Annotated in this window: 10 protein-coding genes; all 10 read right to left on the bottom strand. The window is 36.3% G+C overall.

What is annotated here, in order from left to right; translation table 11 throughout:
* Positions 1-161 precede the first annotated feature (161 nt).
* Positions 162-908: an elongation factor P 5-aminopentanone reductase gene (ymfI, locus tag ACEPXD_RS06805; protein ID WP_391121429.1), complete on the bottom strand. Its 747-nt coding sequence runs from the start codon at positions 906-908 to the stop codon at positions 162-164.
* Positions 886-2,190 carry an EF-P 5-aminopentanol modification-associated protein YfmH gene (yfmH, locus tag ACEPXD_RS06800; RefSeq protein ID WP_391121426.1) on the bottom strand — a complete coding sequence of 435 codons (1,305 nt, stop codon included), beginning with the start codon at positions 2,188-2,190 and terminating at the stop codon, positions 886-888. Before yfmH ends, ymfI begins: the two co-directional genes overlap by 23 nt.
* Positions 2,183-3,460, bottom strand: coding sequence for an EF-P 5-aminopentanol modification-associated protein YfmF (gene yfmF, locus ACEPXD_RS06795; RefSeq protein ID WP_391121423.1), 1,278 nt, complete (start codon positions 3,458-3,460; stop codon positions 2,183-2,185). Before yfmF ends, yfmH begins: the two co-directional genes overlap by 8 nt.
* 325 nt (positions 3,461-3,785) lie before the next feature.
* Positions 3,786-4,745: an ABC transporter permease gene (locus tag ACEPXD_RS06790; RefSeq protein WP_391121420.1), complete on the bottom strand. Its 960-nt coding sequence runs from the start codon at positions 4,743-4,745 to the stop codon at positions 3,786-3,788.
* A 1-nt stretch (position 4,746) separates the two neighbouring features.
* Positions 4,747-5,793, bottom strand: a complete 1,047-nt coding sequence (locus ACEPXD_RS06785; protein WP_391121417.1) for an ABC transporter permease — start codon at positions 5,791-5,793, stop codon at positions 4,747-4,749.
* A complete protein-coding gene (locus ACEPXD_RS06780; RefSeq protein ID WP_391121415.1) occupies positions 5,783-7,333 on the bottom strand; it encodes an ABC transporter ATP-binding protein in 1,551 nt (516 codons plus the stop codon). The genes ACEPXD_RS06785 and ACEPXD_RS06780 overlap by 11 nt, the downstream gene beginning before the upstream one ends.
* A gap of 255 nt (positions 7,334-7,588) precedes the next feature.
* Positions 7,589-8,665 (bottom strand): BMP family lipoprotein, encoded by a 1,077-nt coding sequence (locus ACEPXD_RS06775; RefSeq protein ID WP_391121412.1) that lies wholly within the window; start codon positions 8,663-8,665, stop codon positions 7,589-7,591.
* A gap of 47 nt (positions 8,666-8,712) precedes the next feature.
* Positions 8,713-9,441 carry a GntR family transcriptional regulator gene (locus tag ACEPXD_RS06770; protein ID WP_391121409.1) on the bottom strand — a complete coding sequence of 243 codons (729 nt, stop codon included), beginning with the start codon at positions 9,439-9,441 and terminating at the stop codon, positions 8,713-8,715.
* A gap of 154 nt (positions 9,442-9,595) precedes the next feature.
* Complete coding sequence (locus tag ACEPXD_RS06765; protein WP_391121406.1) at positions 9,596-11,881, bottom strand: DNA translocase FtsK; 2,286 nt, start codon at positions 11,879-11,881, stop codon at positions 9,596-9,598.
* Positions 11,882-11,956: 75 nt separating this feature from the next.
* Positions 11,957-13,624, bottom strand: a complete 1,668-nt coding sequence (locus ACEPXD_RS06760) for a ribonuclease J (RefSeq protein WP_391121403.1) — start codon at positions 13,622-13,624, stop codon at positions 11,957-11,959.
* Between the last annotated feature and the right edge of the window lie 86 nt (positions 13,625-13,710).

Here is a 13,710-nt window from a genome sequence, read left to right as displayed (position 1 = left end):
CGTTTTTCTCTCATTATAAGTTCTATCATATCTGATTTCCTAGATGAATAAAAGAAAAAAAGAAAAGAGAAGCAACAACTCTCTTTTCTTTCGTTAGATCAAACTCGCCTTGGCGTATTTTGACTCAATTTAGACGGCAATTAACACTCGGCAGAATATAGTCAAATATACCATCCACCATTTACTCGGATAATTTGGCCTGTTATATAATTTGCTTTCTCACTAACTAAAAATACCACACTATTTGCAACATCTTCCGCAGATCCAAATACACCTGCTGGTATTTCCTCCAATAGTAGTTGGCGTACTTTTGGTTCCACATGTTTGTTCATTTTTGTATCTATAAATCCAGGAGCAACCGCATTCACGTTAATTTTTTGCGAAGCCACTTCTTTTGCATATGCTTTTACAAATGCATGCTGGGCACCTTTTGCAGCAGAATAAGCAACTTCATAGGATGCACCAGTCTCTCCCCAAATGGAACCTACAAAAACAATGGAAGCTTGTTCGTTTTTTCGAAGTTTCGGAGTTAATTGAGTAACTAAAAACATTGGATGCTCCACATGCACTTGAAAAAGATGATGTATCTCTTCTAATGATGTATCTTCCAATCCTTTATACAAACTATGTCCTTGAGCAAAAACAATCGACTGAATCGAAAAAATAGTTGAAGCTAATTTTTCTACTGATGCAGCGTGTCGCATATCTGCTTGTATGAGCATGAATTCCTGTTCTGGGTAAGATGCTTCTAAGTCTTGTAAAAGACGCTTTATACGTGCTTCACTGCTTGCAAAATGCAGGTACAATGACCAGCCAGCCTCTGCGAGTTGATAACTAATCGCATGGCCAATTTCACCTGATGCACCTACTATTAATGCAAACTTTTTACTCATCGTACTTTTTCTCATTTGGAACAACTTTAAATACGGTGTGCGTATCTCTATTTTTTAGCGACTCAAAAGCTTCCTTCACTTGTTCCATCGTTAAATTTTCCAAAGTAGGTACTACATCAAATAAATTCATATCGTTAAACGAATACCGTGTAAATTGATTAGCAATATATTCAATAGAATTTAAAGCACGCAAGAAAAATCCGATCTTTTTCCGTGTAATCCGTTTTAAATCTTCCTCTGAAAACATCCACTCTTTCGAATTGTCTATGATGGTTTGTTTAACCGCATGAACAAGCATTTCCGGATTTATTGAATCAGAACCAATCATTGTAAAACCATAGCCATGTTCCATAGAGAAATCGGCTGAATATGATTCATCGATTAAACCTTTTTCGTATACATCCTGATAAAAGGAAGAGGTTCTTCCGAAAATCATTTCCACTGCCACTTGCATCGAAAGCTCAAAATTTAACATTTCTTTACCAGAAATAGTTGTATTATTAGATTTAATCCCAAAAATAACTTTTGGTTTTTGTACATCCATTTGTAATGTTCTTTCTGAGATTGCAACAGCGCTTTGTTCATCTGGGAAAAAGCGTTTAATTTCTTGTGGTAGTTCAAATGACTTCGATGCTTGATCTTCCTTAATAAAAGTCATCATTTCTTTGGGACTCACAGCTCCCACAACAAATACGATCATATTAGAAGGGTGGTAAAACGTGTTATAACATTCATACAAATGATCTGCAGTAATTTGTTTTATCGATTCAACTGTTCCTGCGATGTCTATTTTGACTGGATGTTCTTTGTACATATTCTCAATTGCACCAAAGTATAAACGCCAGTCTGGTTGGTCGTCATACATGGTGATTTCTTGAGCAATAATCCCTTTTTCTTTTTCAACAGTTTGTTCAGTAAAATATGGTTGTTGCACAAAATCAAGCAATACTTTCGTATTTTCTAATACAAGGTCTGTGGAAGAAAATAAATAGGCAGTTCTTGTAAAAGAAGTGAATGCATTAGCAGAAGCACCATTTTCACTAAACTTTTGGAAAACATCCCCTTCTTCTTTTTCAAACATCTTATGCTCTAAAAAATGAGCAATTCCATCTGGCACAATTACAGGTTCTTCTTTACCATGCGGTATAAATTCTCGGTCAATGGAACCATAATTCGTCGTAAATGTTACATACGTTTTAGAGAATCCTTTTTTAGGTAAAATATATACATTTAAGCCATTAGGTAATTGCTCATGGTATAAAGTTTCTTCTAGTTGCTTAAAATAAGTTTCATTCATTGTTTGCACCGTCCTTACCAGATAGGAAATAGACAAATTCCTTCTCTATTTTAGAAGCCATCTGTTGTATTTGTTCCTTTGTCACGTTGGACCATTTTTCTACCCATTCTTCCACTGTAAAATCTTCGTTTAACTCTTTATATTGATCATAAATATCAATTTGTGCTCTAGCCGAATCTAATGCTTCTTTTAGTTGATTTTTTAACATGGATTTTGTTTGATTTATTTCTAAGTCAGTAATCTCACCCAATTGCATTGCTTTTAGCTGTTCATCAATTAGTTGAACTGCTTTTTCTTGTAAGTTTGCATCAATACCTGCTAATACAAAAATTAAACCGTACAATGAAGAATAATTACTGGAAGCATAATAAGCCATACTTTCTTTTTCCCGGACATTCATGAATATTTTTGAATGCGCAAATCCACCTAATATGCCATTTGTCATTTGCATAATTGGGTATTCTTCTGAGTAAAAAGTGATCGGTGTATGATAGGCGATATGTAGTTTCCCTTGTTTCATGTCTTGTATTTCATGTAAAAAATTTGTTTCGTTTTTTCCTTGCTTGGTAACTACTTCCGTTGGTTGTTTCACCGTTCTATTTGAAAACGGGAAAAAGTTTTTCATTTTTTCTTTTATCTCGTCTACATTTACATCCCCAACTACATAAATGGATAGCTCGTCTTCATGTAATAATTTTCCATGCATTTCAACTAATTGTTCATTTGTTATTGCTTGTACTTCTGCAACAGTCCCATTTGCAGAAATAGAGGCAGGTTGATCTGGACGAATGTTTTCAAGTAAACGCTGTTGTGCATATCTTGTTTTATCATCATACATGGATTGAATCCGCTCAATCACTTGCTCCTTTTCACGTTTTACAATAGAATCTACAAACTTCCCGTTCAATACATGAGGTTTAAAAATAACGGTTGCAAGTAATGAAAAGACTTCATCAACCACTTTTTCATTCGATAAATAGGCATCATTCACCGTTTCTGCATTTAACGAAAAAATATGGTTATTCCCCTTTTTGGTTGTATCAAAATATAATGCCGCCCCATAAAGGTCATCTAAGCGTTTACGAAAATCTGCATTCGAAGGGTACACTTCATTGCTATATTGAAGTATATTCGAAAGAACTGCTCGTATTGAGGCATCTTTAACTGTTATTGGCTGTTTCCATTTAAATGAAATATTTATTGTTTTAAATTGTTCTGTCGGCCTTACATATAACTTCACACCATGTGCAAGTTCAAACTGCTGAAACATGTTGTTGTCCCCCTTTTTCTTTCTAGTTTAACTCTTTCTTCTATTCACTATACATGTTCAAGCGATTCCATGACAAACAAAAAGGAACCAAATGAATTTGGTCCCTCTTTCTAAAATCAGAAAATTAGCTTACTATTCAGTTACTGTCCAGCTACAGACGCCAGCTACTCGAGGTCAAATGCCAATTTCCTGCGGTGGCTGAGGATCTGCCTCCTGGGCCCGCACGAGGAGGGTCATGACTGCTTTGCCACAGAATGTGGCAAAGCAGTCATACCTCAACCACATTTGCTTTTCACAGCTAAACAGCGTCTATCCGCGTTTCAATTTATCGTTTTCCTTTAATATACGGTACACCACTTGCTTTTGGTGCATTTGCTTTACCAATAAACCCTGCAACCGCCAAAATAGTTAATACATACGGCAAAATATGCAAGTAGTAGCTTGGTACTTGATCAATATAAGGAATTTGACCTCCAACAATACTTAGAGCCTGAGCAAAACCAAAGAATAATGCTGCTCCAAGTGCACCAAGTGGATGCCACTTACCAAAGATCATCGCAGCAAGGGCCATGAACCCTTGTCCGTTAATAGTAGTATGACTGAACTCTCCAGAGATGGATTGAGAATATACCGCACCACCAATTCCAGCAAGAGCACCAGATAATACAACCGCAATATAACGCATTTTTGTTACATTAACGCCCATTGTATCAGCTGCCATTGGATGTTCACCAACAGCGCGAAGGCGTAAGCCGAATGGAGTTTTATAAATAACGAACCAAGCACCTATTGCTACTGCAATAGCTAATATAGAAGTGGAATATACATCTTTAAAAAACATTTGCCCAAGTACTGGAATGTCACTTAATAAAGGAATATCAAAACGGATGAAACGTTCCTGAATATAGTCTGTTTGTCCTTTACCAAAAATCAGTTTGACAGAAAATAATGCAACTGCTACACCAAGCATATTAATCGCAACTCCAGAAATTGTTTGATCCGCACGGAAAGATATTGCTGCAACTGCGTGCATTAAAGAAAATATAGCACAAACAACCATTGCTGCAAGAAGTGCAACCCAAGGAGTATATGTTCCAAAGACGTCGGCGAACTTCAAGTTAAATAGTATACCGATAAAAGCACCCATTACCATTAAACCTTCCAGTCCAATATTAACAACTCCTGATCGCTCAGAGAAAACACCACCAATAGCTGTAAAGATGAGTGGTGCAGCATAAAAAATAGCCGCTGGAATGATGAAATATAGAACATCTAAAAAGCTCATACTATTTCGCCTCCTTTTTCTTGTTCATTTTTACAAGGAAATAGCGAATTACGTAACCACAAGCTACGAAGAAAATAATGACTGCTATAACAATCGACACGATTTCAACAGGTATTCCAGCTGCATTTGGCATATTCAAAGATCCAAATTTTAGCGCGCCAAATAAAGTTGCACCGAAAATAATTCCAAGTGGTGTATTAGCACCTAAAAGCGCTACTGCAATACCATCAAATCCTATACCAGTAAAACCACCATTAACATTCGCATATTGGAATGTACCAAGTGCTTCCATCGCTCCAGCAAGACCTGCAAAAGCTCCTGAGATGACCATGGAAAGAATGATATTTTTCTGAACATTCATACCAGCATATTGAGAAGCATTTTTGTTAAATCCAACTGCTTTCAATTCAAAACCAGTTGTTGTCTTTTCTAAAATAAACCACATGACTAACACCATAGCCAGTGCTATGAAAATACCATAATGCAGTCTAGAATAATCCGTTATACTTTCAAAAAATGCGGATTTTAAGGATGCAGTTGGTTTAATGTTCCCTGTATTTTCACCACCATGAGAGACAACACGGATGAGTGCATTTGTTGTGTGAAGTGCGATATAGTTCATCATAATTGTTACAATAACTTCGTGTACTTGCAACTTAGCTTTTAATAAGCCCGGAATGAATGCCCACAATGCACCTGCTAAGGCTGCGGCGATAATGGCAAAAGGCAAATGAATATACATTGGAAGATCAAATGCAATTCCAACATACGCAGCTGCAAACCACCCTACAAGTAGTTGCCCTTCTACCCCTATATTGAATAATCCAGTACGGAAAGCAAACGCTACTGCTAATCCTGATAATAAGTAAGGGGTTATCTGGCGTATTGTTTCACCCATCGCATATGCATCACCAAAAATACCATTCCATAATGCACTATATCCTGCAATAGGGTCATAGCCACTTACTAGCATGATGATTGCTCCTACAAGCAGTCCTAAAATAACAGAAATAACAGGGACAAGTATATTTACTACTCTATTCGACATGCAGTTTTTCCCCCTGATTTACATCTTTTTCATTTCTAGTTTGGCCAGCCATTAACAAACCAAGCTCTTGCTCCGTTGTTTCTTTTGGCAATAAAGTATCAACAATTTGTCCATCATAGATAACCGCTATACGGTCCGATACATTCATGACTTCATCTAACTCGAATGATAGAAGAAGTACAGCTTTTCCTTTATCACGTTGTTCGATTAAGCGTTGATGAATGAATTCGATTGCTCCTACATCCAATCCACGAGTTGGAAGAGCAGCGATTAATAATTCGGGATTCCGAATAACTTCTCGTCCAATAATTGCTTTTTGCTGATTTCCACCTGATAGAGATCGAGCAAGTGTATCTTCCCCTTGCGTACGAACATCAAAGTCAGTAATTATTTTTTGCGCAAGTTCCGATACTTTACCGTAATTAATAATTCCGTTTTTAGAAATTGGAGGGATATAGTATGTTTGTAAAGCGATATTATGTCCAATTGAAAAATCGAGAACTAGTCCATGTTTATGTCGATCCTGTGGAATATGACCAACCCCTGCTTCTGTAATAGTACGAGGCTTTTTATTGGTCACGTCTTTTCCATTGATGGAAATCGTTCCACTTTTCACTTTACGTAGGCCAGTAATAGCTTCAATTAATTCCGATTGACCGTTTCCATCAATCCCTGCTATCCCCAAAATTTCACCTTTACGTACAGTTAAGTTTAACCCTTTGATTTTCTCTACCCCACGATAGTCTGTTACGACTAGGTTTTTCACTATTAGTGAATCTTCTGTTGGATGGGCTTCATCTTTCACAGTAGTGAAATCAACTTGTCTACCAACCATTAGTGAAGCTAAATCATTTGGATTTGTTTCTGCTGTAATAACGGTTCCAATTCCTACACCTTTACGAATAACTGTCACTCGATCGGAAACATCCATAATTTCTTTGAGCTTATGTGTAATTAAAATAATCGATTTTCCTTCTTGGATCAATCGTTTCATTATTTGAATTAGTTCCGTTATTTCTTGAGGTGTAAGAGAAGCTGTTGGTTCATCGAAAATTAATATTTCTGCTCCTCGATAAAGCGTCTTTAATATTTCAACACGTTGCTGCATACCAACAGATATGTCTTCGATTTTTGCATATGGGTCTACTTCTAAACCATACATTTCGGACAATGCCTGGATTTTCTTCGCAGCATCTTTAATATTAAGCATTCCGCTTTTTGTTAGTTCATTTCCTAAAATAATATTTTCAGTAACTGTAAAATTTTCAACAAGCATAAAATGCTGATGAACCATTCCAATCCCAAGATCATTAGCTACATTGGGATCAGTAATGTTAACAGATTTTCCATTAACTTTTATCTCCCCAGCTTCAGGTTGATATAGTCCAAATAGGACATTCATGAGTGTGGACTTCCCAGCACCATTTTCTCCCAAAAGAGCATGAATTTCTCCCTTTTTTAATTGAAGGGTAATGTTATCATTTGCAACAAACGATCCAAACTCTTTTCGAATACCAAGCATCTCTATTACATAATCCAATGAATTCACTCCCTACTATACTAGTACAAAATTAATACAGGAAAGACTTTAAATTTTTTTATTCAGTCAGTCTATAAAAATACTTCTTGATTGATAGTGCTGTCAAGATATTTTACTTCAAACTGAATATGTCTACCTTCAACATTAGATTTTGCATACAACCCAAATAAGACTTTAAAATATTTAAAATCTTTCTTCTATTAATTAAAATATCATAAAGACCGAATTACTCGGCCTTTATGATGTTAAATTTACTTATTTTTCTACTTTTTCAGGTACAACAATTTCACCAGACGCGATTTTATCAGAGTATTCTTTCACTTTAGCTAAAACATCATCTGAAATAGCTCCGCGTGAGTCTGCAAGACCAACTCCGCCTTCAGCTATACCGTAAGTAGTTGTTTTACCACCTGGGAAGTTTCCTGCCATAGCAAGTTTAGCAATTTCTTGAACTGCAATATCAACACGTTTTTGCATTGATGTAAGAGTTACGTTTTTATCGCCAACTTGACCTTCTGCATATTGGTCAGAGTCAACTCCGATTACCCATACATCAGCATTTGCATCTTTTGTTTTACGTTCTTTTGCTTCAGCGAATACACCATTACCAGTACCACCAGCAGCATGGAAAATAATATCTACGCCAGAAGAGTACATACGGTTTGCAGTTGTTTTACCAAGAGCGGCATCATCGAATTTACCTGTATACTGTACATCTACTTTAATACTTGGATCTACAGCTTTAACACCTTCGACAAATCCAGCATGGAAACGTTCGATTACTGGAATTTCCATCCCACCAACGAAACCGATTTTTTTAGTTTTAGACATAAGAGCAGCTGCAACTCCAGCTAGGTATGAACCTTCTTGCTCTTTAAACATTACTGATGCTACGTTTGGAGCATCTACTACAGAGTCAATAAGAGCAAAATGAGATTCTGGTTTTTGTCCAGCAATTGTAGCAATTGGTTGTTCCATCAAGAAACCAATACCATACACTACGTCAAAGTTACGACGTACTAGGCTATTTAAGTTTGTTGTATAATCTGCATTTCCAGATGACTGAAGGTAATCGTAACCACCGTCACCTTTTTTAAGTCCATTTTCTTTACCAAACGCTTCAATACCTTCCCAAGCTAATTGGTTGAATGATTTGTCATCAATCCCACCAACGTCAGTTACCATTGCTAAAGAGAAATCTTTTGCTTCAGGAGTACCAGTGCTTTCTGTACCTTTAGAAGTTGTTCCTTCATCTTTTGAACCACATGCCCCAAGGATAGTACCAGCAGCTAATACAAGTGATAGTCCTAATCCAAATTTACGTTTCGTCAAATTGAAAACCTCCATTAATTTTCTTATTAGCAGGAATTGAAATGATTTTACACCCTTTTTCGAACAACATGAAAGCTAAATTTATCTGCTCTAAAATAATTTTTCGAGTACAAAACAACTCGATCATTTTCATCGTAATGAAGTTGTTTTAATACTAGCAGTGAAGTTTCTGGTTCACAATTCAATGTAGGTGAAGCAACTTCATGATATCCCACTGGATCAATGAAAGCTACTGCATGTGATACACGAATGTCTCCAGATTCCTCTAAAGCAGAAAAAATGGAACCTTCTTCTCTAACGAGAAAATCATTTGGCAAATATTGTTCTGGAACTTTATCGATACAATATACAACTGGTTCACCATTTGCTGTACGTACTCGTTCCATAGAAATAATAGATTGTTCTTCGCTGCATTGAAAGCGTTCTAAATCATCTTTTGAAGGAAGCGTTTGCAAAGAACTTAAATAAATCGTACCCGGTTCCATACCAACACTTCGAATCATGGATGAAACACTTGAGAGTTGCTCAATTCCTGAAGTAAACACGGGTTTTGAATTCACAAATGTTCCAACACCATGTCTTCTCATAATGACATTTTCTTCTTCCAATAAACGAAGCGCTTCTCGTAAAGTTGCACGACTTACTCCAAGTGATTTAGCTAATTCAAATTCAGAAGGAAGTTTTTCCTTTTCTTTGAAAATGCCTTTTTCAATGTCTTTTTTTAAACGATCAATCACTTGAAGATATAAATGACGATTGTCCACTTTGATTGTCAACGAAAACACCACCATTTTATAGAGATCAGACCTCTGATGTAAAACATTCCTACTAATCAGTCATACTATACCATTATTAATGATTGAAATAAATACTTTTATTCTAATAAAAAAAAAGATTTAATCACAATTTCATTATGCTGTAATTATTATGTCATGGGATGTCGTGATCTAATGGGTATTTTGAAGTAAGTACTTGACGAGGCTTACTCCCTTCATATGGCCCCACTACTCCATTCATTTCCAATTGATCAATAATTCTTGCTGCTCTCGAATATCCAATTCTAAAGCGACGTTGCAATAAAGAAACCGACGCCGTCTGCATTTCCGTCACTAATTGCACGACATCATCATACAGTTCGTCACGATCCATTTGTTCTTCCGAATCAGAAGTTTCTTCCGGAATCATCTCTTCTTGATAGTTTGCTTTTTGTTGTTCAATTACAAAGTCTACTACCCTCTCCACTTCTGCATCGGATAAATAAGCACCTTGAACTCGAACTGGCTTAGAGCTTCCTGCTGGTAAAAACAACATATCTCCTCGCCCAAGTAATTTTTCAGCACCTCCCATATCTAATATGGTGCGCGAATCAATTGCAGATGACACAGCAAATGCAATTCTCGAAGGAATATTTGCTTTTATAATACCTGTTATTACATCCACACTCGGTCTTTGTGTGGCGATGATTAAATGAATTCCTGCCGCTCGCGCCATTTGTGCAAGTCTGGTAATGGAATCTTCCACATCACTTGAGGCAACCATCATTAAGTCAGCTAGTTCGTCTACAATAACTACTATATAGGGTAGTTTTGGATGTTTTTCCTCGTTTTCTTCATTCCATTTATCAATATGTTCGTTATATCCTTCCATATTTCGTGTGCCCGTATGAGAGAATAGATCATATCTTCTTTCCATTTCAGAAACAATTTTCTTCAATGCTTGAGAAGCTTTTCTTGGATCTGTTACGACAGGTGCTAATAGATGTGGAATTCCATTGTATACGTTTAACTCCACCATTTTTGGATCAATCATCATCATTTTTACTTCATGAGGTTTCGCACGCATCATAATACTAACAATAATGCCATTAATACAAACACTTTTCCCACTTCCTGTAGAACCGGCAACGAGTAAATGGGGCATCTTGTTCAGTTCAGCTAATACTGCTTGACCAGTAACATCTCGCCCAAATCCTATTAATAGTTTTAAATTCGGCTTATTATTTTCTTCTGATTCCAAGACTTCACTTAAACTTACAATAGCTACTTCTTTGTTTGGTACTTCTATACCCACTGCTGATTTTCCTGGAATTGGGGCTTCAATTCGTATGTCTCTTGCAGCAAGGGCTAATGCCAAATCATCGTGCAAACTGACAATACGACTTACCTTTACTCCAACATCTGGTAGTACTTCATATTTTGTTACAGCGGGTCCTAAATGTACTTGCGTGACTTTGGCCTTTACACCAAAACTTAAAAATGTTTGTTCTAATTTTTTTGCATTTGCCTGAATGGCATTTAACTCACCACTTTGATCGCTATGTGCAGGCGCATCTAAAAGCGTAATGGCCGGTAGTTGATAATCCTCATTCTCTACTACTTCTGAATCTATAGTAATTTCAACTGGTTCAGAAGTAGGTTCAATAGGCGCTTCTCTTTTTGAAATACGTTCCGTAAATGCAGAAATGATTGGAGCAGAATCTACTACTATTTCTTCTATACGAATCGTTTCTACTTCATGTGTTGTAACCGCTTCTTCTTGCGTAATTTCTTTTTTGGCTCTTCTTGCTTTTCTCTCCGAAATAGCTGGTTTCTTTTTTTTCTTTCTATTTACAATTAAGTCTTTTATTTTGGGTGATAGATCAACCAAATATGGAACGAGTGCTTTTCCTGTTAGTAAGACTAGTCCAATTAGAAGTAATAGCCAACCAGCAATTTTAGCTCCAGCCGAGTCAAATAGAACATGGAATGCTGCAAAAAGGATCGCTCCAATGATTCCTCCACCCAAAGAACTTCTTCTATCTACAATTCCTCCGCTTTCCACTAAGATCCTATAACTTTCTCTTAGGACAGAATTAGTCACTAAAGCCTTACCTTGAAATAATTGTTCAAATAGTGCTAAATGACTAAACAACAAAAGGCTGCTTAAAAAAAAGGCAAATCCCAATAAAAGGCGATGATTCCAAGAAGGAAACGTTTGCTTAATCATAATAATAAGTGCAAAAACAATTAAGAAAAAAGGAACAGCAATATGCCAATTACCAAAGAAAAAATAACCCACATATGCCAAACCCCTTCCAACTAGACCATATTCAAAAAACGAAATTATGGCAATTCCAATTACTATCAATCCCACGATTTCATACATTAATGGATGCATTGGCTGCTTGGTTGTTTTTTTGGTTGGTCGTTTTAATGTTTTTTTCTTCTTCTGAGCCAAAATAGTCACCTGCTTTCCTTTAAAAGATAAAAAGGATTTCCTATCCGCTTACGGAAGGAAATCCTCTCACTCCTATTAATATTCCATAATAATCGGGATGATCATTGGACGTCTTTTTGTTTGTTGGAATAAATATGAGTTTAGCGTATCGCGGATTTCTTGTTTAATGTTTGTCCATTCAAACGTTTCTTTATTCACATATTTTTCAACAATCGTTCTGACAAGCTTAGCTGATTCATCCATCAACGCTTCAGATTCCCTTACGTAAACGAATCCTCTCGAAAGAATTTCTGGACCAGATGCAATTTTCTTTTGCGCACGATTTAGGGTCACTACTACGATAAAAATACCATCTTGCGAGAGCAGCTTACGATCACGTAGTACAATATTACCTACGTCACCTACACCAATTCCATCGATTAATACATTACCAGCTTGTACTCTTCCACTCATTCTCATCTTTCCATTTTTATATTCGACAATATCTCCCTTGTCAGCAATAAAAATTTCCGATTTCGTCATACCAATGTCTTGAGCTAGTTTTGAGTGCGCAATTAGCATGCGATACTCGCCTTGAATTGGAATAAAATAAGTTGGTCTTGTTAAGTTTAACATCATTTTTAAATCTTCTTGGCTACCATGTCCAGATACATGCACATTTTTGCTAGAAGTTAATACCTTTGCCCCAGCTTTTGCTAGTTGGTTCATAGTTTGAAACATACTTACTTCCATTCCAGGAGATGGTGTAAACGTGATTAATACTGTATCTGTGTCTTTTATTTTAATATCTTTATGGTGTTTGCGAACTATTTTTTCTAACGCTTCAAGCGGTTCTCCTTGATTACCAGATAAGATGACAACAATTTCATCATCGTTGTACTTTGATATTTCTTTAATAGGAATAATTGTTTCTTCGTCAACAGTAAAGTAACCTAAATCTAATCCAATTTCAAAAATATTTTCTAAACTTTTTCCTGCAATTGCAACCTTTTTACCTGTTTCTGCTGCTTTATCGAATACTTGTTGAATCCGAATAAAGTTAGAAGCATATAAAGACACAAGAATACGACCTCGAGCAGCGTGGAATGTTTCTGATAATTGGTTTTCAATAACTGCCTCTGATGTTGTATATCCTGGTCTTTCTGCTTCCGTTGAATCAGATAGTAATATAAATACGCCTTCTTCACCTAGGCTAGCAATTTTCGCGATATCCGGACGGTATTTTCCTTTTGCAGATTGGTCGAATTTAAATTCTCCCGTATGCACAATGGCACCTTCTGAAGTATGAAATACAATGCCAAATGAATCTGGAATACTATGTGTTGTGTGAAAGAATGTCACATAAGTGCTTTGGAAATTCATCCGACTTTTATTTGTAACCTCAAAATATTTAACGGATTGCTTTGTAGGTAGCGCTTTTAAATGCGTCTTAGCCAGTGCAATCGTTAACTTTGAACCATAAACAGGGGCTTGAATTTTTTGTAATAAATAAGCAATAGATCCTATGGAATCTTCGTGTCCATGTGTCAAAAATATTCCTTTTACGCGATTTTTATTTTCTTCTAAGTAAGTTATATCCGGTATGACAATATCTATACCAAGCATTTCATTTTCTGGGAACATAAGTCCACTGTCTACTACAAATATTTCTTCGTCAATTTCTACTACGTACATTGCTTTTCCGATCTCCCCTACTCCACCGAGGGGGATGATTCGAATAAGTTCATTTTTTACTTTTACCAATTGTTTTCCTCCTATATTTAACCCGATCAACATCCACTTATTTTCATTATATCGAACGAGGACGATTCGCACAATAATAAAAGCAC

Origin of the sequence: Psychrobacillus sp. L3 (assembly GCF_042945595.1) — a bacterium.
In the GTDB taxonomy this organism is placed as follows: domain Bacteria; phylum Bacillota; class Bacilli; order Bacillales_A; family Planococcaceae; genus Psychrobacillus.
This window is presented reverse-complemented; position numbering and strand designations above follow the sequence as displayed.

Coding starts and splice junctions, on each gene's coding strand:
- yfmF (WP_391121423.1), bottom strand. CDS start 3,460: ATGTTTCAGCAGTTTGAACTTGCACATGGTGTGAAGTTATATGTAAGG.
- yfmH (WP_391121426.1), bottom strand. CDS start 2,190: ATGAATGAAACTTATTTTAAGCAACTAGAAGAAACTTTATACCATGAG.
- ACEPXD_RS06785 (WP_391121417.1), bottom strand. CDS start 5,793: ATGTCGAATAGAGTAGTAAATATACTTGTCCCTGTTATTTCTGTTATT.
- ymfI (WP_391121429.1), bottom strand. CDS start 908: ATGAGAAAAAGTACGATGAGTAAAAAGTTTGCATTAATAGTAGGTGCA.
- ACEPXD_RS06790 (WP_391121420.1), bottom strand. CDS start 4,745: ATGAGCTTTTTAGATGTTCTATATTTCATCATTCCAGCGGCTATTTTT.